Origin of the sequence: Salinirussus salinus (assembly GCF_009831455.1) — an archaeon.
GTDB classification, from domain to species: domain Archaea; phylum Halobacteriota; class Halobacteria; order Halobacteriales; family Haloarculaceae; genus Salinirussus; species Salinirussus salinus.
This window is the reverse complement of the sequence record NZ_WOWO01000002.1, coordinates 824739-847378: the sequence shown is the minus strand read 5'-3', so window position 1 is coordinate 847378 and position 22640 is coordinate 824739. Positions and strand designations below refer to the sequence as shown.

Genomic DNA, 22640 nt, shown 5'->3' with positions numbered 1-22640 from the left:
CACAATATGAGTTCCTCTACTCTATCGGCTGCCCGGTTGGTAAAACTCCTCGGCGGGGTCGTTGCCTTGATCTTCTTCCCGGTCACGGTACCCATAGCGACGGCTACTAACTACCGCGGTATCGCCGACCGCCTTGCCTCTTTACCAGGAATCCAACGCGGCGGTGGTATGCTCGCCGGTGTGGCCGTACTTGTATATCTCGTTGCCGCGGGCGGTTTGGTTGGTGGCACAGCGACCCTCGCACTCGGAGACGAGAGTAGGTCACCCGCATTGGATATAAATGAAAGTAAGGCAACGACATCCACGCCCACCGGAACTTCGGCTGCACTCCAAACAACGACGCCCAATACGAACCCTCCAACTCCGGACGGGTCAGTCTCATCAACGCCTATCTCAACTGAAGACGATACAGATTCGCGTAAATCGGATCGATATGAACGACTCCTCGCCGATGTAGAGGAGACCTATCCTGTTTTGGCACGGGATTCCTACGACCCCCCTTATATAACCTTTTTAGGCGGTTCGTACGACACGGAGCGCCAGACTGTAACGCTCAACTTTTCCATTGATTCTCTCGATTTAATCGAGCGATACGAGATCGCTGTTGCCCGCACAGCCGGACTCTACGTCCGGAGTCACTTCGATCCGAAAACAGCGTACCCAGAAACGGTGACATTCAATTATTTCAGGAAAGGAGAATTGAACGCGACGGCGACAATCAAACCGCGATGGATGAATCAATACGCATTCGGGAATACTTCTCCCGACAGTTACGCACCAATGTCCTATCCGACGTACATTCGGGCTGTCGTTGGAACTCTCAAAGTAAACGGGGAGAAAAGAGAATTCCCCCATCTGCTAGATCGGTGTGAAAACGAGAATCCGGTTAATTCTGGGGAGTGTAAAAACAGCCTCCGTGATCGGGTACCGGTTCGATTCTACCTCCCGGAGCGAACCGCGACCGGCGGGCAATACACGAACGTCATGGGTGCTGCACAGCCTGACAAGTCATTTTCTAGCCGGCACGAACGTTTACGTTTCACAACTCAAAAACTCGAAAAGAACGTTACAGGAACAGTCAGTCTCGAAGGATATACAGCGGCCGATGAAACTGATGTGTGGAAAGATGTGGATATGCGGATCCGTGACGTCTATTTAGATAACGAGACGATCGTAGTCGAACAATTCACCCGGAGCGAGGTCGGCGACGATAGTCTCCCACTGCGACAGCGCGATGTCATCGGTGCAAAATACGGCCGGCTGGCGGTGAACTACGGCGCAGAGTTCATGCCGGCAAACGGAGTCATGATCGTCCAATATACACCAGACGGTGAAAAGTACGCCAAAATCCATGTCCCGAACTCCGACGCTGTCGGGTACATCAACGGTGAAACCAGCCTCGTCGGACTCGGACTCGATATCGAGGTCATTGAGCGGTATCAGGACCCTGGCTCGTAACCTTCACACACCGATCCAGCTACCACTGTTTCCCTCGAACAAACCCGACGCTGTTCCGGAGGGCTGAAAGATAGTCACCGTTAACACGACGACGACGAATGAGAGCACAATGAGTGGAGGAGAGATCCGGCGGACCTTGGTGCCCGTCGGCGATTCGGAAACCCTCCGGAACACGGTCGCGTACGTCGTTCGCGAGGCCGTCGAGGCCGCCGAGGACGGCGCGCGGCCGGTCGTCCACTTCGTCTATCCCGCCGGCTGGCGTAGCCAGAACCTCGACGCCGACCCAGCCGAGGAAGCCGAGGCTCTCCTCGACCGCGTGCAGGCCTGGGTCCGCGAAGACCTCGGCGCCGACGACCTCCAGGGGGAGTCGCTGCCGGTCTCGGTCACCGCGGAGGTGATCGCCCTCGACGAGTACCTGTTCAGTCCCAGGGACTACGCCGAAGTGCTCCTCTCCTATGCCGAGGAACACGGGCTGGACCATATCGTGCTCGACCCGGAGTATCAGCCGGACGCGCGCGCGCCGCTGCTCTCACCGCTAGAGGCGGAGCTCGACCTCACCGAGTGGGTCACGTGGGAGGAGGCGCCCGTCGAGCGCGGGATCCGCGGTCGGCAGCTCCTCCGCGCGACTGCCGGGACCAGGGCCTTCCTCGCGGTGTTCGGGCTCTCCTTTCTGTTCTATCAGGTGCTCGGTGGCTTCGCGGGCACCTTCGACTACGTGACAGGCGCATTCAGCGCCGCGCTCGTCGCGGCGGTTCTCTCCGGGATCACGTTCACCCGGGATCTCCGTCCCGTGAGCGCGCTGTTGACGGGCGCCCGGTGGCTCGTCTATATCCCGTACCTGTTCTGGGAGATAGCGAAGGCGAACGTCCAGATCGTGTACATCATCCTCCACCCGTCTCTGCCGATCGACCCCAGCATGGAGCGGTTCCGGCCGGCGGTCCCGGTTGGATTGCCGGTGACGTCGCTCGCCAACAGCATCACACTGACGCCGGGGACAGTGACTGTCGAGGCCCGAGAGGGGGAGTTCTACGTCCACGCGCTGACAGAGTCGTCCCGCGAAGCCCTGTACGACGGGGGGCTGGAGCGAGCCATCCGGTTCGTCTTCTTCGGCCGCGGTGCCGCCCGGTTCCCCAGCCCGCGACAGCGCGGGCAGACTGCCGAGCGCGAGGGCACCGACGGAGACGGCGCCGAGGGGGCGAACGGGCCCGGCGAGGGTGAACCGCAGGTCTCGGGTCCGGCGGCCGACGCCGGGTCCGGGGAGAACGAGGAGGACGATACCACATGACGCTGGCCAGCCAGGGCGGGTTCGAGACGCTGTTTTTCGGCTTCGTCGCGGCGTTCGTCGTCGCCAGCACCCTCACCCTCTACCGGGTGGCCCGCGGGCCGACGACCCACGACCGCGTGATCGCGGTCAACGCCACCGGGACGACGACCGTACTCGTGCTCGCGCTGGTCGCGGCGGCGTTCGACCAGCCCGGCTTTCTGGACGTCGCGATCGTCTACGCCCTGTTGAACTTCCTCGTGAGCATCGCCATCTCGAAGTTCACGGTCGAACGGGGGGGTGTACTGTGACGCTCATCTGGGTCAGTATCGGGCTGATCGTCGCCGGCCTGTTCTTTACGCTGGTCGCGGCGGTCGGACTGGTCCGGATGCCGGACCTGTACACCCGGGCACACGCGACCTCCAAGACCGACACCCTGGGGACCGTCCTCACGCTGGCCGGCGTGGCGCTTGCCTTCGAAGCGGGGGTGCCCCGCGCGAAACTGCTCATCCTGGCGGTGTTCATGCTGATCACGAACCCCACCGCGACCCACGCGATCACCCGGTCGGCCTACGACCAGGGGATCGAACCCTGGACCGACGACGGGGGTGACGCCGAATGATAACCGCCGTCGACGCGGCGCTTCTGGTTTTCGTCCTCGCGAGCGCGCTCGCGACGGTGTTCCTGCGGGACGTCCTGGCTTCGGTCATCGCCTTCGCGGCCTACGGGCTGGGGCTCGCGCTGGTCTGGGTGACGCTGCAGGCACCCGACGTCGCGCTCACGGAGGCGGCCATCGGGGCCGGCGTGACCACGGTCCTGTTTCTGCTGACGCTGACCAAGACGGCCCGCCCGAGTGCCGAGGGTTCGACGTTCAAGGGGATCGACTGGCCGGCGATGGGTGTCGTCGCGGTCTTCACCGCGGCGCTTCTGTGGACGGTCCCCGCGATCCCGGCGATCGGTGACCCGGAGGCCCCGGCCTGGGCGAACCCCGAGGTGACCCAGTTCTACCTGGACAACGCCCTCGCACAGACCGGCGTCGAGAACGTCGTGACAGCCGTGCTGGCGGCCTACCGGGGGTTCGACACTCTCGGCGAGGCTGTCGTCGTCTTCGCCGCCGGCGTGGCCGTCCTCGTCGTCCTCAGGGAGGAGCGGTTCACATGAGCGGTGACACCGGACCGGCAAACGACAACAGCCCCGGCGGCAACACGGTAGATACCCGGACCGACGGTGGAGCGGCGGGTGCTGCCGACTCGGCGAATGGGGCCGGGCGCACCGAGAGGCGCCGGCCCTACACCGAGAGCAGCGTGATCATGACGACGGTCCAGGTCGTCGCGCCGTTCGTGCTCACGTTCGGTCTGTTCGTGATGTTTCACGGCGCCGACTCCTCCGGCGGGGGATTCCAGGGTGGCACGGTCGTCGCGGCGATGGTACTCATGCTGGCCTTTGCCTTCGGGATCGGACCCACGCGGGAGTGGTTTGTCAACTCCGCCGTCGTGGCGCTTGCGACCGGGGGTGTCCTCCTGTTTGCGGTGATCGGGTTCGGGCCGATGCTGCTCGGGGGCGGCTTCCTCGAGTACAGCCTCTACGAATCCGCCCTCGGGATCAAGAAGGCCTCGAAGTACGCCATCGAGGGGGTCGAGCTCGGGATCGGCGCGGTCGTCGCCGGCGTCATCTCGGGACTCTTTTTTGCCATCGCCCACGGCTTCGAGTACAGGGAGGGTGAGAAATGATCGAGTTGCTGGCGACGCGGTACAACTACGTCGGTGCGGTTCTGCTGATGGCCGCCGGGCTGTATCTGGTGGTCGGCGACCGCAACCTGGTGAAGAAAGTGATCGGGATGAACCTCTTCCAGACTGGCATCTTCCTGTTTCTGATCACGGCTGCCTTCGTCTCCGGGGGAGCCCCGCCGGTGGTCGAGGAGGGCGTCGAGACCTACGTCAGCCCGCTGCCGCACGTGCTGGTGCTGACTGCCATCGTCGTCGGGGTGAGCCTGAGCGCGGTGGCGCTGACGCTCGTGGTCCGCATCTACAGCGAGTACGGCACGCTCAGGGAGGACCTCATCGCGGAACTCGAGACGGAGGGCGATGACTGACGCGATCGTCCTCGCGGTGGTCGCGCCGCTGCTGGGAGCGCTCGCCGCGCTCGCGGCCGGTACCCGGTGGGACCGGTCGGGGTGGCTGGTGGCCGCCGTCACCTGCGTGGTCGAACTGCTGCTGGCGGGCGTCGTCCTGGCGACGGTCCTGCAGGCGGGGCGCCGGAGCTACGAACTCGCCGGCTTCGCACCCCCGGCAGGGATCGAACTCGTCGCCGACGGCCTCTCGGCGCCGGTGCTCGGGCTCGTCGCGGCCGTGGCGCTGGCGGTGCTTGCTTACGCCCGCCAGGCCGGGCCGCGGGGTAACGCCTTCTATACGGTCTATCTGCTTCTCGTCGCCGGCCTGGCGGGGATCACCCTGACCGGCGACATCTTCAACATGTACGTCTTCCTCGAGGTGACCGGGCTCGCGGCGTACGCGCTGGTCGCGAGCGGCGACTCCGCGCGCAGCGCCGTCGCGTCGCTGAAGTATCTCATCGTCGGGACTGTCGGCGCCTCGCTGTTCCTGCTCGGGGCCGCCTACGCCTTCATCGCGACGGGAACGCTGAACATGGTCGACCTGGCCGCGCGCCTTCCCGAGGCGGGCTACGGTTCGCGGCTGGTGCTTGCGGCCTTCGCGTTGCTGGTCGTCGGGCTGCTCGTGAAGATAGCGCTGTTCCCGGTCCACTCCTGGCAGCCCGAGGCCTACGCGAGTGCGCCGGACAGCGTCAGCGCGCTCATCGCCGCGCTGGTCTCGACGGTGTCGGCCTACGCGCTGGCCCGGGTCCTGCTGACCGTCTTCACCGTCGACTTCTTCGCCGCGGTGCCGGCCGCTCGCGACGCGGTCGTCTACGCCGCCGCGGTCAGCATCGTCGCCGGGAGCGCCCTCGCGGTGATGCAGTCCGACATCAAGCGGATGCTGGCGTATTCCTCGGTCTCGCAGTTCGGGATGGTCGTCGCCGGCTTCGCGATGGTCTCGAGCACCGCAACGACCGGCGGGCTCATCCACCTGGTCGGCCACGCGGTCATCAAGGGCGGGCTGTTCGCCGCTGCCGGAATCGTCGCCGTGCGGACTGGCGGCCGGACCGTCGACGACTACGCCGGCCTGGTCGGCCGGGCACCGGTCGCGGCGGCCGCCGTCGGCGTCCTCGGGCTGGCGCTGGTGGGCGTCCCGCCGAGCGTCGGCTTCGTCGGCAAGTGGTACGTCGCCGTCGGCGCCGTCCAGCAGGGCCTGTGGCCGGTCGCGGCGGTCATCCTCGTCAGCACCGTCCTGACGCTGGCCTACGTCGCCCGCGTCATCGAGCGGATGTACTTCGCGGAGCCGGCCGCCAAGACAGACTCGGCCGACTCTGACTCGGCGGACCCGCCGGGGCTCTCCGCGGTCTCGACCGACGGCGGACCTGTCGTCTCGCCGGGCATGGTCGCGGTCGTCGTGCTCGCGGCCGTGGTCGCCGTCGCGCTCGGCTTCGCCGGCGGGGCTTTCGAAACGCTGCTGGAGCCGACGCTCGCGGAGGTGTTCCCCGCGTGAGCGAGGTCGCCTCCCTGCGGCCGCTGGCGGCGGTGCTGGTCTCGGCAGTCGCGGTCCCCCTCATCCTGGGCTCTGCCCGTCGGCCGAACCTCCGCGAGGGGTGGACGATGGTCGCGGCGCTGCTGAAGGTCGGGCTCGTCGGGAGCATGGTTCCCGGCGTGCTAGCCGGGGACGTCTTCGTGACCGACCTGGGGACCTTCGTCGCCGGCATCGACCTGGTCCTCCGGGCGGACGCGCTGGGTATTCTCTTCGGCCTGCTCGCGAGCGGGCTGTGGGTGGTCACCAGCCTCTACAGCATCGGCTACATGCGCGGGCTGTCGGAACACAACCAGTCGCGGTACTTCGCGGCCTTCGCCGCGAGCCTCAGCACCGCTATCGGCGTCGCCTTCGCGGGCAATCTGGTCACCCTCTTCATCTTCTACGAGCTGCTGACGGTCGCGACCTACCCGCTGGTCGCCCACGACGAGTCCCCCGAGGCGCGGGCCGCCGGCCGGAAGTACCTCGCGTACACCTTCATCGGCGGGGTGGCGGTGCTCGCGGGCACCGTCCTCCTCTTCTGGATGACCGGCACGACGGCCTTCACGGCGGGAGGGATCCCCGAACTGGTCACGTCGGACCCGGTCTTCGCCCGGCTGGCGTTCGCGCTGCTCGCCGGCGGGTTCGGGGTCAAGGCCGCGCTCATGCCGGTCCACTCCTGGCTGCCCGACGCCATGGTCGCCCCCACGCCCGTCTCCGGACTCCTGCACGCCGTGGCCGTCGTCAAAAGCGGCGTCTTCGGTATCGCCCGGGTCACACTCGACGTGTTCGGCCCCGAAACTGTCCAGGACCTCGGCGTCGGGCTGCCGCTGGCGGCGGTGGCGGTGGTCACGCTGACCGTGGCGAGTCTCATCGCACTCCGGAAGGACAACCTCAAACGCCGGCTCGCGTACTCGACCATCAGCCAGCTGTCCTACATCGTGCTCGGGCTCGGGGTGCTCTCCGGGGAGGCGATCGTCGGCGGCCTGCTGCACATCCCCGCACACGCGTTCATGAAGCTGACACTCTTCTTCTGTGCCGGCGCGATCCACGTCGAGACCCACACCGACGACATCTCGGAGATGGCCGGCATCGGGAAGCGGATGCCGCTGACGATGGCCGCCTTCGCCGTCGCCAGCGCCGGGATGGCCGGCATCCCACTCGTCGCGGGGTTCGTCAGCAAGTGGTATCTCCTGATCGGCAGCGTCTCCGCCGGCCAGGCCGTCTTCGCCGGGGCACTGGTCCTCTCCGGGCTGCTCAATATCGCGTACTTCTGGCCGGTCGTCTACCAGGCTTTCTTCGAGACGCCCGACGACCACGACGAGAAGCCGCTGCTGGCCGGCCGGTTCGGCGGGCGCACCGACCCCGGCGTCGGGCCGGAAGTCGGTGACCCGGTCCGGGCCGACGGGGGCGCCGACGAGACCGACAGCGCCGACAGCGCGGACCACGCCGGGGGTCGTGCCCACGACGAACGCGACGGCCACGAGGAGGGCGGAGACCACGACGACCACGGGAACCACGACGGCCACCACGGCGGGCCGCCCGCCGGCGGCTGGGAGGACCGAGGGTGGACCGGCGGCGAGTCGACCTGGTTCATGCTCGGGCCGATCCTCGCTGCCGCAGCCGGCGCGGTCGCGCTCGGCGTCGTGCCCGCGACGGCTCTGTTCCTCCGGATCGTCCAGCGAGTCGTCGCCGACGTGGGGGTGGTGCTGTGAGCGCGCTCACCACGCTCCCGCCGGGGCTTGCCGTCCTCGCGGCCGCGCTCGTCCTCCCGCTTCTCTCCCGGCGGGTCGGGCACGCGCTGGGTCTCCTCGCGACCGGCGGCGTCCTCCTCTGGGTGTATCTGCTCCCGTCGGGGACCTACCTCGAGGTACCGTTCCTGGGGTTCGAGGCCGTCCTCCTGAACGTCGACGAACTCTCGGTGTTGATGGGGCTTATCTTCGCTTTCATCGGCGCCGTCGCGGTGGGCTACTCCTACGCGACGGAGGCCGACACCACCCAGACGGCGTTCGCGCTGGGCTACGTGGGCACCAGCCTCCTGGCCGTGTTCGCGGGTGACTGGCTCACTCTCGTCTTCTTCGTGGAGCTGATGGCCGCCGCCTCGACGCTGCTGGTCTGGCACTACCGGGGACGGGCGGTCCGGGCCGGCTTCCGGTACGCGCTGTGGCACGGACTGGGCGGGAGCCTGATCCTCGCGGGGGTCGTCTGGCACTACGTCGAGGTGGGGTCGTTCCTGTTCGGGGCTGCCGACGGGATCGCGCCCGGAGTCCCCGCCGCGCTGTACGCGCTGGGCTTCGGGGTCAACGTCGGCTACGTCGGCCTCCACGTCTGGCTGCCCGACACCTACCCCCGGCCACACATCGCCGCCAGCGTCTTCCTCTGTGTCTACACCACGAAAACCGGCGTCTACGGGCTGGGGCGGGCGTTTCCGGACGGCCACCTCTGGCTGGCGTACATGGGCGGGGCGATGGCCGTCTTCGGCGCCTTCACCGCGCTCCTCCAGAACGACATGCGCCGGCTGCTCTCCTATCACATCCAGTCCCAGGTCGGCTACATGGTCGCCGGCGTCGGGATCGGCTCCGCGCTCGCCTTCTCCGGGGCTTTCGGCCACGTCTTCAACCACATTCTCTACAAGAGCCTGCTGTTCATGTGTGCCGGCGCGATCATCTACCGGACGGGGACTGAGAACCTCAAGAAGCTGGGCGGGCTCTGGCGGGAGATGCCGCTGACTGGCGTGATCTTCGGGGTCGCCGCGCTCTCGATCGCCGGCTTCCCCGGCTTCAACGGCTTCGTCAGCAAGGGGATGGTCGTCGGCGCCGCCCACAAGGAGCACCTCGACGCGCTCTGGTACATCCTGCTCCTTGGCGGGGTCGGAACGTTCCTCTCGTTTATCAAGTTCGGCTACTACGCCTTCTTCCACGGGGAGGCCCAGCAGCCGGTCCCGGGGCGGGAACTCAACCTCGGCCAGAAGGCGGCGATGGGCTCGGTGGCGGCCCTGTGTGTCCTCTACGGGCTCGTCCCCGGCGCGCTGTTCGCGATACTCCCGGGGGTCGAGGCCGGCGCCTACGCCGCGCTCCCGGGAGCGGGAGCGAGCACGTACACCGTCTTCACCGTCGGCCACCTCGTCGAGGGCTTCGGGCTCGCGGCACTGGGGCTGGTCGGGTTCGCCTTGCTCCGTGGCCCCCTCTCCCGGGTCGGCCGGGTGCCCGACGTCGACGCCGTCTACAACCGCGCCGTCTTCTACGGGAGCCGGGCGGTCGTCGTCGGCGTGACCGAGCTCTACGCCGCGGTCGACCGGGTCGCCGTCGGGGTCGCCCGGACGGCGGTCTGGACCGCCCGCAACCCCGTCCCCGCCCTCGACCGCGTCGCGCCGTGGATGCTCCCGGACGCCCGGGCCAACGGCGACAGGGAGGTCGACCCCGAACTCGACGTCAACATCGGCCAGGCGACCTTCGTCGTGCTGGGTGTGCTCGTCGTCGGCCTCCTGTTGCTGTTCCTGGCGACGGTCGGCTGAACCGCCAGGCTCAACAGGGTTCGAGCCCAGTCATGGGTATGTACACCGGGAAGCGCCAGCGCCCCTGCTGTCTCTGCCGGAACCCGGAGACCAGCCACCGGCTGGACCTCCCGCCACGTGCGATCGAGGCGATGGACCGCAGCGGGCGGATCTCCTGGCGGGACGTGGTCGGCGAGGTGTCGCTGTACTTCTGTGAGGCGGACTGGGAGACGGTCCGCGACCTGACGCTGGAGGTCGGGATGAACCCCATCGGGAAGTGCAACGCCGCCTGTGCGGACTTCGACCTCCGGGAGGACTTCGAGGCACTGACCAACGAGGTCCGGGACCGCCAGGACCAGGAGGCCGTCGAGCGCGAGATGCTCGCCGCCGCCCGGGAGACGCTGGAGGCTCACGAGGAGGGGGCGGACGTCGAATCCCGTGACCTCGTCGAGGCCCGTGTCACGGTCTGGACGATGGAGGACCTCCGCGAGCAACGACACGCGGATTAACTGGTCTGTTCCCGGCGTAGACGGCGCGTAACGGGTCCGTAGCCGGTAACAACCCGGAAAACTGACTGGGGTATTTATCTCGTGTCTGGCGGCTATACCGTCACATGGAGGATGCTGGCGGCGACGCCCCAGAGATTCCCGCGACACTCCACCTCGACTACCTCTACGACGCGCTGGCGCATCCACGCCGGCGGTACCTCTGTTACCTGCTCTTCCGGGACGACGAGTGGACGCTCGCCGACATGGCCACGGCTGTCGCGGCGGTGGAGAACGACGTTCCGGCGTCGGGGGTCACCGAACGGGAGTACGAGGGGGTCTACACCTCGCTGTACCACGCACACATCCCGAAACTCGTCGAGGGTGGGGTCGTCACCTTCGACCCGGACGCGGAAGTCGTGGGGGGCGGCGAGCACGCCGACCAGGTGCTGGCCGCCCTGGAGGCGATCCGCGAGCGACTCGACCCCGGCGAGGACCGGTCCGGGGGCTGACGCCGCAGCCGCCGCGTGTCGACCGGGACGCCGGCACGTGCCGGCTCCCGGCCGTCAGTCTCCGGATTCGGCTCCTGCCCGGGCTCCGCTGACCCGGCGGCGGTGGACGATCCCCTGCATGTTCGCGGTCTTGCGGGTGAACTCCCGGAGCGCTTCGGCGGTGTCGCCCTCGCCGCGGACCATCGGTGCGCCGTCGTCCCCGCCCTGGCGGACGGCGGGGTCGAGCGGGACCGAGCCGAGGAAGGGCATGTCGACGTCGGCGGCGAAGCGCTCGCCGCCGCCCTCCCCGAAGATGGCGTGCTCGCTGCCACAGTCCGGGCAGACGAAGCCCGCCATGTTCTCGACGACCCCCAGGACGGGTGTGTCGTGGCGGCCGAACATCCGCAACCCCTTGCGGGCGTCGTCCAGCGCGACCTCCTGGGGCGTGGTGACGATCACCGCCCCGGAGACGGGGACCGACTGCAGCAGGGACAGTTGGGTGTCACCGGTCCCTGGCGGGAGGTCGACCACCATGTAGTCGAGCCGGCCCCAGACGACGTCCTCCCACAGCTGGGTGAGGACGTTGTGGACCATCGGCCCCCGGAAGATGACCGGGTCGTCCTCGCCGACGAGGAAGTCCATGCTCATCAGCTTCATCCCGAACTGCTCGGGGGGGATGATCCGCTCGTCCTCGGTCGCGGAGGGGACCTCGTCGGCGTCGACCATCCGGGGGACGTTCGGCCCGTAGATGTCGGCGTCGAAGAGGCCGACTTCGGCGCCCATCTCGGCGAGTCCGGCCGCGAGGTTCACGGCGACGGTCGACTTCCCCACGCCGCCCTTGCCGGAGGCGACGGCGATGACGTTCTCGACGCCGGGCAACACGTCCTCCTCGCCGCCGGGGCGGTCGACCGAGGCCGACAGCTCGACCTCCAGCCCCAGGTCCGACAGGGCCTCCCGCACGTCGCCGGCGATGGCGGTCTCCGCGGGGGAGTAGGGCGCGCCGAGCGCGAGGTCGACGTGGACCGTCTCGCCGACCTCGACCTCGTTGACCAGGCCCAGCGAGACGATGTCCCCACCCAGGTCGGGGTCCTCTACCGCCCGGAGCCGGTCGCGTACGTCGGATTCGTCCATGGCATCCCTCCGGCTGGCGGAGCGAAAAGGGTTGTGAACGGCTCTCGACCGCCGCCTCGCCCGCGCGAGCCGCTGCTCCGGGTGTCGGTCCCGGTCGCCGGCGAACCCGGGGAGCCGCCGGCCGCCCGTTTCGTTGTGTTTAAATACGCCGGGTGGGGTAGTGAGGGTACAGTCGTGTAGGGGCTCCGGCCCCGAGTCCGCGAGGGCGCGAGTACCACCCGCGTGTCGTGGTAGCCAAGCCTGGCCCAAGGCGCAGGGTTGCTAACTCTGTGGCGCAAGCCTCCTGGGTTCGAATCCCAGCCACGACGTGCACAGCCAACCCACACATGAGCGCAGAACAACCCGAGGACGCGGACGAGCAAGAGGAGGACATCCAGTACTTCGTCCGCATCGGACAGAACGACCTCGACGGCACCAAGTCCGTCGAACGGTCGCTGACGGAACTGAACGGCATCGGGCACCGAGCCGTCCGGATCATCGCCGAGAAGGCCGGCGTCGACCGCCGGGAGACGATCGGTGCACTCGATGACGAGAAGATCGACGAGGTCGTCGACCTCGTGGAGGGCTTCGCAGAGGAGGTGCCGGACTGGCTCGCCAACCACCGCAACGACTTCTTCGACGGCGAGACGACCCACCAGACCGGCAGCGACCTGGACCTGACCCGCCAGCAGGACATCAACCGCATGAAGATGATAGACTCCTACAAGGGCGTGCGCCACAAGCGCGGCCAGAAGGTCCGCGGCCAGCGCACCAAGTCCACGGGCCGGACCGAGGGTACCATCGGCGTCAACGTCGAGGCCATCAAGGAAGAGCAGGCCGAGGAAGAGGAGGCGGGTGAGGAGTAATGGCGCTCGGAAGCAACACGAAGGCCTACGAGACGCCGAACCACCCCTACCAGGGCGAGCGGATCGCCGAGGAGTCCGGGCTGGTCGGCAAGTACGGCCTCAAGAACAAGGAGGAGCTCTGGCGCGCCCAGTCCCAGCTGCGCAACTACCGCCGGGAGGCGCGGAAGCTGCTGGGCCGGGCACAGGGCGACGCCGGCACCGCCGAGGAGTCGGCGGAGTTTCTCACCCGGCTCCAGCGGATCGGCGTGCTCGGAAGCCAAGACTCGCTGGACGACGTCCTGTCGCTGGACGTGACGGACGTGCTCGAACGCCGCCTGCAGACGGTCGTCTACCGGAAGGGCTACGCCAACACGCCCCAGCAGGCCCGGCAGTTCATCAGCCACGGCCACATCACGGTCGACGGCCAGCGGGTCGGCATCCCCTCCTACACCGTCGAGGTGGCCGAGGAGGACAGCGTCGGCTTCGACAGCGCCTCGCCGCTGACGGACGAACTCCACCCCGAACGAGCGGAGGACCAATAATGGCAGACGAGAAATGGGGCATCGCCCACGTGCACGCATCGTTCAACAACACCATCATCACCATCACCGACCAGACGGGCGCGGAGACGCTCGCGAAGTCGTCGGGCGGGACGGTCGTCAAGCAGAACCGCGACGAGGCCTCGCCCTACGCGGCGATGCAGATGGCCGAGACCGTCGCCGAGGAGGTGCTCGCCCAGGGGATCGAGGGCGTGGACGTCCGCGTCCGCGGCCCCGGCGGCAACCAGCAGCAAAACCCCGGGCCGGGCGCCCAGGCGACCATCCGGGCGCTCGCCCGGGCGGGGCTGGAGATCGGCCGCATCGAGGACGTGACCCCCATCCCCCACGACGGGACCCGCGGCCCCAAGAACGCGGGCTTCTGACCATGAGCGAGTACGAGGTCGAGTTCGTCGACCGGTCCGAGCGCGAGGCGACGTTTCTCGTCCGCGGGATCACTCCCGCCTTCGCCAACGGGATCCGTCGCGCGATGATCGCGGACGTGCCCACCTTCAGCATCGACACCGTCCGCGTCATCGAGAACTCGAGCGTGATGTTCGACGAGCAGATCGGCCTCCGGCTCGGGCTGGTGCCGCTGACCACGCCGCTGGACGACTTCGAGGTCGGCGACACGGTGACGCTGTCGCTGGACGTCCGGGGTCCGGACACCGCCTACTCCGGCGATATCGTCTCCAGCGACCCGATGGTGGAGCCGGCCGACGACAACATCCCGGTCATCGACCTCAAGGAGGACCAGCGGCTGGAAGTCGAGGCCGACGCGGTGCTCGACACGGGCCGGGAACACGCCAAACACCAGGGGGGCGTGGCGGTCGCGTACCGGCACCTCCAGCGCGTCGAGGTCGTCGGCGACCGCGAGGAGTTCGCCGACGAGGAACCCCAGATCCTCCGGGGCGTCATCGAGGAAGCGGAGGCCGAACACGCGACGGGCGACGCCGAGAACGGCGACCTGGTTCCCGCGGAGACCTTCGACAACGACCTCACGCAGCGGTACCCCGGCAAGGACCTCGAGGTCCACGACGTCGACAACGCCTTCGTGTTCAGCGTCGAGACCGACGGCTCCTTCAGCGTCGACGAGCTCGTGACTCGGGCCGTCGGAACGCTCGACGACCGGGCGACCGAACTCAAGGAGGCAGTCCAGCTGTGATGGTCCGAGTCCCACGAGCCCGAGCCGGCAACGTCGCAGTCCCGCTGGAGAGCGGCGGGGCTGGGGCGGCCGGCGGCCGTTCCGAAAGCGGTTTGTGGGGCCCGGCAGTACCGTCGGATGCGCGCAGGGATAGCCAAGTCTGGCCAACGGCGCAGCGTTCAGGGCGCTGTCCCGTAGGGGTCCGCAGGTTCAAATCCTGCTCCCTGCATCTTCCGGCTCGACCCGACAGAGCCGTGAAACTCGAACGAGCGGCCGGCCCCGGGAGGTTCAGAACCCCCCTGTCCAGCCGCTCCCTGTACTTTTCAGGAGGTAGGTCATGAGCAAGACAAACCCGAGACTCAGTAGTCTCATCGCCGACCTGAAGTCGGCCGCCCGAAACGGCGGTGGCGACGTCTGGAGCGACGTCGCCGACCGCCTGGAGAAACCGCGGCGCACCCACGCCGAAGTCAACCTGGGCCGCATCGAGCGGTACGCCCGGGAGGACGAGACGGTCGTGGTGCCGGGGAAGGTCCTCGGCAGCGGTGCCCTCCGCAAGGAGGTCACCGTCGCCGCCGTGGACTTCTCCGGGACGGCCGAGACGAAGATCCAGCAGGTCGGTGAGACCAAACGACTCGAACAGGCACTCGAAGACAACCCCGACGGAACGAACGTGCGGGTGATCCGATGAGCGTCGCGGAGTTCGACGCCGACCTCGTTGTCGACGCCCGGGACTGCATCCTGGGCCGTGTGGCCTCGCAGGTCGCCGAGCGCGCGCTCGACGGCGAGCGAGTCGCCGTCGTCAACGCCGAGCGGGCCGTGATCACCGGCAGCGAGGACCAGCTGGTCGAGAAGTACCAGGGGCGCCGGGAGGTGGGCTCGGACCGCGGGCCCGCCTATCCCCGCCGGCCCGACCGCATCTTCAAGCGGTCGGTCCGCGGGATGGTTCCCCACAAGCGACCCCGCGGCCGCGAGGCCATCGAGAACGTCCGCGTCTACGTGGGCAACCCCTACGAGGACGAGGTGGAAGCGGAAGTGCTGGAGGGGACGTCGCTGGACCGGCTCTCGAACATCAAGTTCGTCCCGCTGGGCGACATCAGCGAGGCACTCGGAGCGAACGTGACATGGTAACGAACACATCAGGCAAGAAGAAGACGGCGATCGCACGCGCCACCGTCCGCGAGGGCGAGGGCAAGGTGCGGGTCAACGCACAGCCGGTCGAACTGGTCGAGCCGGAGTCGGCCCAGCTCAAGATGCTGGAGCCGTTCCGGATCGCCGGCGAGGAGCTGCGCGACGGCGTCGACATCGAGGTGTCCGTCGAGGGCGGCGGCGTGATGGGCCAGGCCGACGCGGCCCGGACCGCCATCGCCCGCGGCCTCGTCCAGTACACGAACGACGCCGAGCTGCGGGACGCGTACATGGACTTCGACCGGTCGCTTTTGGTCAACGACGTGCGCCAGTCCGAACAGAAGAAGTGGGGTGGCCCCGGCGCCCGGGCCCGCTACCAGAAGTCCTACCGCTAACCATGATGGTACCAGTCCGGTGTTTCACGTGTGGGAACGTCGTGGGCGAGCACTGGGAGGAGTTCAAGGCCCGCACCCGCGAGGCCGAGGAGCCCGAGGACCCCGAGAAGGTGCTCGACGAACTCGGCGTGGAGCGACACTGCTGTCGCCGGATGCTCGTCTCGCACAAGGACCTGGTGGACATCGTGGCACCCTACCAGTGATGGCACGGACCGACAGCCGCTACGAGAAGGCACGCATCATCGGGGCGCGAGCCCTGCAGGTCGCCTACGGCGCGCCGGTCCTGGTCGACACCGACCAGACCCAGCCGATCCTCATCGCGGCCGAGGAGTACGACGCAGACGTGCTCCCCTTCACTGTCCGGCGGGGTGGCGACCGGTGACGCTGGTGACCGACGTGCGCCTGCGGCGCGTGCTCGACTCCCGGGGGAACCCGACGGTCGAGGCCGACGTCGAGACCGAGAGCGGCGGGTTCGGTCGCGCGAAGGCGCCGTCGGGAGCCAGCACCGGCGAGTACGAGGCCGTCGAACTGCCCGTCGAGGAGGCCATCGCGGCCGCCCGGGCGGAGGCGGTCCCACGGCTGGTCGGCGAGGTCTTCGCCGGCGACCAGCGCGAGGTCGACGCCGCGCTGCACGCCGCCGACGGTACCGACGACTTCTCCGGCATCGGCGCGAACAGCGCGGTGGCCATCTCGATGGCCGCCGCGAAGGCCGGTGCCGACGTCGCCGGCCTCCCGCTCTTCCAGCATCTGGGGGGCACCTTCCGGGGGAACAGCTTCCCCGTCCCGCTGGGGAACGTGGTCGGCGGCGGCGAGCACGCCGCCGACGCCACCGACATCCAGGAGTTCCTCGCGGCGCCGGTCGGCGCCCCCAGCGTCGAGGAGGCGGCCTTCGCGAACGCGGCCGTCCACGAGGCCGTCGCCGACCTGCTCGCCGACCGCGGCGTCGCCTGCGGGAAAGGCGACGAGGGCGCGTGGGCGCCCTCCATCGACGACAGCGAGGCCTTCGAAGTCGTCGCCGAGGCCGTCGCCCGCGTCGAGGACGACGTGGGCTTCCAGGTCCGCATCGGGCTCGACGTGGCCGGCGCGGAGCTGTACGACGGCGACTCGGGGGTCTACCGGTACGGCGACCGGGAGCGGACCCCCGACGAGCAGGTCGAGTACGTGCTCGGGCTGGTCGAGGAGTACGACCTCGTCTACGTCGAGGACCCGCTCGACGAGGACGACTTCGAGGGTTTCGCCCGGCTGACCGAGCGGGTCGGCGGGAACGACCCCGGCGGCTCCGGCCGGGCGCGGACGCTGGTCTGTGGCGACGACCTCTTCGTCACGAACGTCGAGCGCCTGGAGCGGGGCATCGAGGCCGGCGCGGCAAACAGCATCCTGGTCAAGCCAAACCAGATCGGGACGCTGACCGACACGTTCGACGCCATCGAGCGCGCGGTCGCGAGCGGCTACGACCCCGTGGTTTCCCACCGGAGCGGCGAGACCGAGGACACCACCATCGCCCACCTGGCGGTGGCGACCGACGCCCCATACATCAAGACGGGCGCGGTCGGCGGCGAACGCACAGCCAAGCTGAACGAACTCATCAGGATCGAACACAACGCATGAGCGGCAACGACGACGAGGGCCTCGAAACAGCCGAGTCCGACGCCGACGAGCCCGCCGAGGAGGCGGTGCCGGAGGCGTCCGACGAAGCCGAGGCCGAGACAGAACAGCCCGCCCCCGAGGCCGGGGCCGAGACGACGAGCGACGCGGACGCCGAGCCGGACGCGGCCGGCGAGGCCGGCGAGGGCGACCCCGACGCCGAGGAGGCCGACGACACGGGCCCGACCCTCGACGAGAACGTGATGCCCGACGAGGAGAGCGAAGCGGACCTGCTGATCCCCGTCGACGACTACCTCGGGGCGGGTGTCCACATCGGCACCCAGCAGAAAACCAAGGACATGGAGCGGTTCATCCACCGCGTCCGGACCGACGGCCTGTACGTGCTGGACGTCTCGATGACCGACAGCCGGATCCGGACGGCGGCGGACTTCCTGGCGAACTACGACCCCGAGCAGATCCTCGTGGCCTCCTCGCGGCAGTACGGCCGGTTCCCGGCCGAGAAGTTCGCGGAGGCCGTGGGCGCCCGCGCACGCACGGGCCGGTTCATCCCCGGGACGCTCACCAACCCGAAGTACGACGGCTACATCGAGCCCGACGTCGTGGTGGTCACGGACCCCATCGGCGACTCCCAGGCCGTCAAGGAGGCGATCACGGTCGGCATCCCCGTGATCGCGATGTGCGACTCGAACAACACCACCTCGAACGTCGACCTCGTGGTCCCCACGAACAACAAGGGGCGCAAGGCGCTGTCGGTCGTCTACTGGCTGCTGGCCAACGAGACGCTCGACCGCCGCGGTGCCGAGCCCGCCTACGCCCTCGAGGACTTCGAGTCCGGGATCTGAGCCGGCTGACCTACCTCCGTCGAAGGACAGTTCTCCTCCGTCGCACCGTGGTGAGTGGCCACCACGGAGACGGACCACCACAAGACACTTTCGCGCACCCGGAGACCTGGGGTCCATGGCCGAGACCTGGCTCAACGCCGCCCTCGGCGGGATCGTGACGCTCGTGCTCGCACCCGTGTTGCCCTTCGCCCCGGTGCTCGGCGGGGCGGTGGCGGGCTACCTCGAGGCCGACGAGCAAGAGACGGCCCGGAACGACGGGCTCCGGGTCGGGGCTCTCGCCGGTGTCGTTGCGTTCCTGGCGCTGCTGGTCTTCGCCGTCCTGCTGGGGAGCCTTCTCTTTGTGGTCATCGCGAGTCTGGTCGGGGCGCCGCCGGGCTTCGTCTCGGGGCTCGGGGTTGCCGTGTTCCTCCTCGGCGCGCTGTTCGTGGGAGTCTACGTCGTCGGGCTGTCGGCGGTCGGCGGCTGGCTTGGCGTCCGCATCCACGACGAAGACCTGCTCTGAGGCACTGGTCAGGGACGGGACGCCCCACAAGACACTTTCCGGGACGCGGGCGCCCTTCGGTATGAGAGACACGGCCACAGCGGTCCTGGTCGGAACTCTCGTGACGGTGGCGGCCGCCCCGCTGCTCCCGTGCGCTCCCCTGCTTGGCGGGGGTGTCGGCGGCTACGTGGCCGGGACCGACCGGACCAGTGGGTTCCAGGTGGGCCTCCTGGCCGGCCTGGTCGCGTTCGTTTTGCTCGGCGCGCTGGCCATCACGCTCACCAGCGTCTTCTTCCCGGTCTTCACTGGTGCGGTGCTCGGTCTGCCTTCGTTCGTGGAGGGGATCGGACTGGCGGCCGTGGTCACGGCTGTGCCCTTCGGGGTCTTCTACATCGTCGGACTCTCGACGCTCGGCGGGTGGGTTGGCGCCTGCGTCCGCGGACGATTTTAACCGACACCGGTATTTACCGGCGCACACAGGGTCGGACATGGTCACCTCGAGCGCCCCGGGGAAGGTGTACCTGTTCGGCGAGCACGCGGTGGTCTACGGCGAGCCGGCGGTCCCGTGTGCCATCGAACAGCGCGCCAGCGTCACCGCCGAGCGCCGGCCGGAGGGGCTCAGCGTCCACTCCTCCGACCTCACGCTCGACGGGTTCACCGTCGAGTACAGCGGCGACGCGGCCGGCCGCCCGGACGTGGACGTCCCGGACACGCTGCTGGAGGCCGCGATGGGCTACGTCAACGAGGCCGTCGAACAGGCCAGGGACGCGGCCGACGCCCCCGACGCGGGCTTCGAGATCACCATCGAGAGCGACATCCCGCTGGGGGCCGGACTGGGCTCGTCGGCGGCGGTCGCCGTCGCGGCCATCGACGCCGCCACCCGCGAACTGGGCGTGGAACTCTCACGCGGGGAGCTGGCCGACCGGGCCTACCGCGTCGAGCACACGGTCCAGGACGGCCAGGCCTCGCGCGCGGACACCTTCTGCTCGACGATGGGCGGGGCGGTCCGCGTCGAGGGGGAAGATTGCCGGACGACCGACGCGCCCGACCTCCCGTTCGTGATCGGGTACGACGGCGGCGCGGGCGACACGGGCGCGCTCGTGGCGAGCGTGCGCGAGTTGCGGGAGTCCTACGACTTCGCGGCCGACACGGTCGCCGCGATCGGCGACATCGTCCGCAGTGGCGAGCGGGCGCTGGCCGAGGCGGACGTCGCGGAGGTCGGCCGGCTGATGGACTTCAACCACGGGCTGCTGTCGGCGCTGGGCGTCTCCTCCCGGTCGCTGGACGCGATGGTGTGGGCCGCGCGGGACGCCGGCGCGATGGGCGCCAAGCTCACGGGCGCGGGCGGGGGCGGCTGCATCGTCGCGCTGGACGACACCAGCGAGACCGCCACCGCGCTCGATTACACGCCCGGCTGCGAGCGCTCCTTCCGGGCCGAACTCGACACGGACGGCGTCCGGGTAGAGAGCGACGGGGCCGGGGGCAGCACATGACGACGGTGCTCAAACTCGGCGGGAGCGTCATCACCGACAAGGAACGCGAGGGAACGCTCGACGGGGCGGGGCTCGCTGCGGCCGCCGACGCCGTCGCGGCCGCGAGCGACGGGCTCGTGCTCGTCCACGGCGGGGGGAGTTTCGCCCACCCGCGGGCCGAGGCCCACGGCGTCACCGACACCGACGGAACCCGCGAGGCCGCGGCCGTGACGGACATCCACGACGCGATGACCGACCTCAGCGACGCGGTCGTCGGGGCACTGCAGGAGCGCGGGGTGCCGGCCTTGCCGGTCGACACGCTCGCCGTCGCCTCGCGGGACGCGGCCGGCACCCTCTCGCTGCCAGCGGGCGCCGTCGAGCGGATGCTCGGAGAGGGGTTTCTCCCGGTCGTCCACGCCGACCCCGTGGTCCAGGAGGGTGCCGGCGCGACCATCCTCAGCGGCGACGAGATAGTGACCTCGCTGGCCCGGTCGCTCGACGCCGACCGCGTCGGCCTCTGTAGCGAGGTGCCCGGCGTGCTCGACGCCGACGGGGCGGTCATCGACCGTATCGACAGCTGGGACGACGCCGCCGGGGCGCTGGGCGGGAGCGCCGGGGCCGACGTCACCGGCGGCATGGCGGGCAAAGTCCGCACGCTGCTCGACCTATCGACTCCCGCACACGTCTTCGGTCCCGACGGGCTGGAGCCGTTTCTCGCCGGCGGGGCACCCGGGACGGCGATCGGCGGCGGGTGACCGCCCCCGCAGTGAGTGAACCACGACGACGGGGCCGAAAGCTCTTTGATCCCGTTCGTCCATGGTGAGGGTATGACAGCCGTTCGAAGTGTCCGGAGCACGAGGTACGGCGCCAAGCTGTTCGCGTACGTGCTTCTGGTCGTCGCCGTCGGCGGTGCCCTGTTCGGCCTGGGGTACAGCCTCGCGTGGCCGGGGCTGGCCGCAATCACCCCCGGGCCGCCACCGGTCGAGGAGCCGGCGACCGTCGCCGCCGGCGCGGTCCTCGCTTTTCTCGGTTTCTACGTGCTCGGTGCGGGGCTGCTGGCGACCCTGAACAAACTCGTCGCCGACAGCGTCGCGATGGGGGTCGCCGGAGCCGAATTGTCGGTCGCCGGCGAACGGGCAGCGCCGTCGGCAACTGGAAGCGACGCCGAAACGGAGGGTCAGGAGGCCAGCAACGAGGGGGGACGCGACACGACACCCCCGTCTCCGGAGCCGGACCGGGACCCGACGCCGGGCGGTGCCCGGTCGCAGTCGCCGGCGTCCGCGGCCGGGGCCGAAGCCGGAACCGGGGCCAGGACCGGAGCCGAGGCCGGGACCGAGAGCGGGGTGGCGGCCGACCGGAGCGAACAACCGGCCGGGTCGGCCGACCGGTCGACGGAGTCCGGAGGCGTCGAACCGCCCGCAGCCGGGGGGAACGGCGGGGAGGGGTCCGGGCAGGAGGCCGCGGAGACCGGCGCCAGCGGGCCGTCCGGCGGGAGCGACCCCGACGCCGCGGCGGCGGAGGCGGACGCCGGTACCGCCGGCGAGTCCGACACGGTGACAGTCGACGTCGGCGGGGCCGACACACCGGAGCCGTCGGGGACCGGCTCGGTCACGACGGGGCCGGAGTCAGACGCCGAGGTCGAGGAGTCCGATGCCGGCGACGCGGGGAGCGCCGACGCCGGCCCCGCCGGGGCGGATTTCGGGGATGACGACACCGCGGAGGCGGGCCGACCGGTCGGGGAGCTGGAGACGGAGCCGGTCGACCCCGACGCCGGTTCCGGCTCCGATTCCGATCCCGGTTCCGCCACCGGTTCCGCCCCCGCCGCCGACGCTGACGACGGCGAGCCGGCCGGGCCACGCGAACCGTCCCCAGAGGAGATCGCCTTCGGCACCTCGGGCGCGACCTCGGAGCCCGGCCCCGACCGAGAGTCCGGTCCGGACGACGACACCGGGGCGGGCAGCGGCGTGACCGAACGGGAGGACTGGTTCGAGGAGGGTTTCGACGGGGAGCCGGACGACGAGCCGGTGGACACGGGGGGATCCGCGGAGGATGGGGAGTTCGAGCCGACGGAGGCCGAGGGGTCACAGGGCGGGTTCGAACCGGCAGGGTCGACGGCGCCGTCGGACCCGCTCGCTGACCCCAACGAGGACGGGTAGCGTCCGGGCTATTCCCCGGGTTCGCCCTCGCTCGTCCCCCGAGGTACCGCGGGTCGTCCGCGGTGGGTCTCCCAGCATCCGTGTCCGGTTTATAAGCTCTCCCGGGGAATCCCCACAGTTTTTACCG

At 69.3% G+C, this 22640-nt stretch carries 29 protein-coding genes and 2 tRNA genes; 30 read left to right on the top strand and 1 reads right to left on the bottom strand.

The features are described from left to right. The first annotated feature begins 6 nt into the window (after positions 1–6). The 12 genes from GN153_RS07525 to GN153_RS07470 all read left to right on the top strand — a co-directional run bounded on the left by GN153_RS07525 (position 7) and on the right by GN153_RS07470 (position 10823). Positions 7–1458 carry a hypothetical protein gene (locus GN153_RS07525; RefSeq protein ID WP_159901347.1) on the top strand — a complete coding sequence of 484 codons (1452 nt, stop codon included), beginning with the start codon at positions 7–9 and terminating at the stop codon, positions 1456–1458. A 109-nt stretch (positions 1459–1567) separates the two neighbouring features. Beyond that, entirely contained in the window at positions 1568–2743 is a 1176-nt protein-coding gene (locus GN153_RS07520; RefSeq protein ID WP_159901345.1) for a monovalent cation/H+ antiporter subunit E, read from the top strand. Further along, positions 2740–3030, top strand: a complete 291-nt coding sequence (locus GN153_RS07515; RefSeq protein ID WP_159901342.1) for a cation:proton antiporter — start codon at positions 2740–2742, stop codon at positions 3028–3030. The genes GN153_RS07520 and GN153_RS07515 overlap by 4 nt, the downstream gene beginning before the upstream one ends. After that, complete coding sequence (gene mnhG / locus GN153_RS07510; protein WP_159901340.1) at positions 3027–3341, top strand: monovalent cation/H(+) antiporter subunit G; 315 nt, start codon at positions 3027–3029, stop codon at positions 3339–3341. The genes GN153_RS07515 and mnhG overlap by 4 nt, the downstream gene beginning before the upstream one ends. After that, a complete protein-coding gene (locus GN153_RS07505) occupies positions 3338–3880 on the top strand; it encodes a DUF4040 domain-containing protein (protein WP_159901338.1) in 543 nt (180 codons plus the stop codon). Before mnhG ends, GN153_RS07505 begins: the two co-directional genes overlap by 4 nt. After that, complete coding sequence (locus tag GN153_RS07500) at positions 3877–4449, top strand: MnhB domain-containing protein (protein WP_159901336.1); 573 nt, start codon at positions 3877–3879, stop codon at positions 4447–4449. Before GN153_RS07505 ends, GN153_RS07500 begins: the two co-directional genes overlap by 4 nt. Further along, positions 4446–4811 (top strand): cation:proton antiporter subunit C, encoded by a 366-nt coding sequence (locus GN153_RS07495; RefSeq protein WP_159901334.1) that lies wholly within the window; start codon positions 4446–4448, stop codon positions 4809–4811. The genes GN153_RS07500 and GN153_RS07495 overlap by 4 nt, the downstream gene beginning before the upstream one ends. Continuing rightward, positions 4804–6318, top strand: a complete 1515-nt coding sequence (locus GN153_RS07490; protein WP_159901332.1) for a proton-conducting transporter transmembrane domain-containing protein — start codon at positions 4804–4806, stop codon at positions 6316–6318. The genes GN153_RS07495 and GN153_RS07490 overlap by 8 nt, the downstream gene beginning before the upstream one ends. Beyond that, positions 6315–8048 (top strand): cation:proton antiporter, encoded by a 1734-nt coding sequence (locus tag GN153_RS07485; RefSeq protein ID WP_159901330.1) that lies wholly within the window; start codon positions 6315–6317, stop codon positions 8046–8048. The genes GN153_RS07490 and GN153_RS07485 overlap by 4 nt, the downstream gene beginning before the upstream one ends. Next, positions 8045–9847: a Na(+)/H(+) antiporter subunit D gene (locus GN153_RS07480; protein WP_159901328.1), complete on the top strand. Its 1803-nt coding sequence runs from the start codon at positions 8045–8047 to the stop codon at positions 9845–9847. The genes GN153_RS07485 and GN153_RS07480 overlap by 4 nt, the downstream gene beginning before the upstream one ends. Before the next feature lie 38 nt (positions 9848–9885). Continuing rightward, positions 9886–10335 (top strand): hypothetical protein, encoded by a 450-nt coding sequence (locus GN153_RS07475; RefSeq protein WP_159901326.1) that lies wholly within the window; start codon positions 9886–9888, stop codon positions 10333–10335. Positions 10336–10439: 104 nt separating this feature from the next. Next, entirely contained in the window at positions 10440–10823 is a 384-nt protein-coding gene (locus GN153_RS07470; protein WP_159901324.1) for a DUF7344 domain-containing protein, read from the top strand. Between the two features lie 54 nt (positions 10824–10877). Here GN153_RS07470 and GN153_RS07465 read toward each other — a convergent pair whose 3' ends face one another. Continuing rightward, entirely contained in the window at positions 10878–11933 is a 1056-nt protein-coding gene (locus GN153_RS07465) for an Mrp/NBP35 family ATP-binding protein (RefSeq protein WP_159901322.1), read from the bottom strand. A gap of 224 nt (positions 11934–12157) precedes the next feature. On the opposite strand from GN153_RS07465, the gene GN153_RS07460 reads away from it, so the two are divergent. The 18 genes from GN153_RS07460 (at position 12158) to GN153_RS07375 (ending at position 22513) form a co-directional block, all read left to right on the top strand. Continuing rightward, a tRNA-Ser gene (locus GN153_RS07460) sits at positions 12158–12241 on the top strand. Between the two features lie 18 nt (positions 12242–12259). Continuing rightward, positions 12260–12778: a 30S ribosomal protein S13 gene (locus GN153_RS07455; protein ID WP_159901320.1), complete on the top strand. Its 519-nt coding sequence runs from the start codon at positions 12260–12262 to the stop codon at positions 12776–12778. Beyond that, positions 12778–13299: a 30S ribosomal protein S4 gene (locus GN153_RS07450; RefSeq protein ID WP_159901318.1), complete on the top strand. Its 522-nt coding sequence runs from the start codon at positions 12778–12780 to the stop codon at positions 13297–13299. The genes GN153_RS07455 and GN153_RS07450 overlap by 1 nt, the downstream gene beginning before the upstream one ends. Then, positions 13299–13679, top strand: a complete 381-nt coding sequence (locus GN153_RS07445) for a 30S ribosomal protein S11 (RefSeq protein WP_159901316.1) — start codon at positions 13299–13301, stop codon at positions 13677–13679. Before GN153_RS07450 ends, GN153_RS07445 begins: the two co-directional genes overlap by 1 nt. A 2-nt stretch (positions 13680–13681) precedes the next feature. Beyond that, on the top strand, positions 13682–14458 hold the full coding sequence (locus GN153_RS07440) for a DNA-directed RNA polymerase subunit D (RefSeq protein WP_159901314.1): 777 nt from the start codon (positions 13682–13684) through the stop codon (positions 14456–14458). Between the two features lie 123 nt (positions 14459–14581). Continuing rightward, positions 14582–14666: transfer RNA gene (locus GN153_RS07435), tRNA-Leu, on the top strand. Between the two features lie 108 nt (positions 14667–14774). Beyond that, the gene (locus tag GN153_RS07430) at positions 14775–15125 is read left to right on the top strand and encodes a 50S ribosomal protein L18e (RefSeq protein ID WP_159901312.1); all 351 of its coding nucleotides are present in this window, start codon (positions 14775–14777) and stop codon (positions 15123–15125) included. Next, positions 15122–15565, top strand: coding sequence for a 50S ribosomal protein L13 (locus GN153_RS07425; RefSeq protein ID WP_159901310.1), 444 nt, complete (start codon positions 15122–15124; stop codon positions 15563–15565). Before GN153_RS07430 ends, GN153_RS07425 begins: the two co-directional genes overlap by 4 nt. Beyond that, positions 15559–15957 (top strand): 30S ribosomal protein S9, encoded by a 399-nt coding sequence (locus GN153_RS07420; protein ID WP_159901308.1) that lies wholly within the window; start codon positions 15559–15561, stop codon positions 15955–15957. Before GN153_RS07425 ends, GN153_RS07420 begins: the two co-directional genes overlap by 7 nt. A 2-nt stretch (positions 15958–15959) precedes the next feature. Then, positions 15960–16160 carry a DNA-directed RNA polymerase subunit N gene (locus tag GN153_RS07415; RefSeq protein WP_159901306.1) on the top strand — a complete coding sequence of 67 codons (201 nt, stop codon included), beginning with the start codon at positions 15960–15962 and terminating at the stop codon, positions 16158–16160. Continuing rightward, a complete protein-coding gene (locus GN153_RS07410; protein WP_159901304.1) occupies positions 16160–16339 on the top strand; it encodes a DNA-directed RNA polymerase subunit K in 180 nt (59 codons plus the stop codon). Before GN153_RS07415 ends, GN153_RS07410 begins: the two co-directional genes overlap by 1 nt. Continuing rightward, positions 16336–17565 (top strand): phosphopyruvate hydratase, encoded by a 1230-nt coding sequence (gene eno / locus GN153_RS07405; RefSeq protein ID WP_159901302.1) that lies wholly within the window; start codon positions 16336–16338, stop codon positions 17563–17565. Before GN153_RS07410 ends, eno begins: the two co-directional genes overlap by 4 nt. After that, a complete protein-coding gene (gene rpsB / locus GN153_RS07400) occupies positions 17562–18404 on the top strand; it encodes a 30S ribosomal protein S2 (protein ID WP_159901300.1) in 843 nt (280 codons plus the stop codon). The genes eno and rpsB overlap by 4 nt, the downstream gene beginning before the upstream one ends. A 115-nt stretch (positions 18405–18519) precedes the next feature. Next, positions 18520–18906 (top strand): DUF5518 domain-containing protein, encoded by a 387-nt coding sequence (locus GN153_RS07395; protein ID WP_159901298.1) that lies wholly within the window; start codon positions 18520–18522, stop codon positions 18904–18906. A 61-nt stretch (positions 18907–18967) separates the two neighbouring features. Further along, positions 18968–19336 carry a DUF5518 domain-containing protein gene (locus tag GN153_RS07390; RefSeq protein ID WP_159901296.1) on the top strand — a complete coding sequence of 123 codons (369 nt, stop codon included), beginning with the start codon at positions 18968–18970 and terminating at the stop codon, positions 19334–19336. A 37-nt stretch (positions 19337–19373) separates the two neighbouring features. After that, positions 19374–20378, top strand: coding sequence for a mevalonate kinase (gene mvk / locus GN153_RS07385; protein WP_159901294.1), 1005 nt, complete (start codon positions 19374–19376; stop codon positions 20376–20378). Continuing rightward, a complete protein-coding gene (locus GN153_RS07380; protein ID WP_159901292.1) occupies positions 20375–21112 on the top strand; it encodes an isopentenyl phosphate kinase in 738 nt (245 codons plus the stop codon). Before mvk ends, GN153_RS07380 begins: the two co-directional genes overlap by 4 nt. A 72-nt stretch (positions 21113–21184) precedes the next feature. Next, the gene (locus GN153_RS07375) at positions 21185–22513 is read left to right on the top strand and encodes a hypothetical protein (protein WP_159901290.1); all 1329 of its coding nucleotides are present in this window, start codon (positions 21185–21187) and stop codon (positions 22511–22513) included. The last annotated feature ends 127 nt before the right edge of the window (positions 22514–22640 follow it).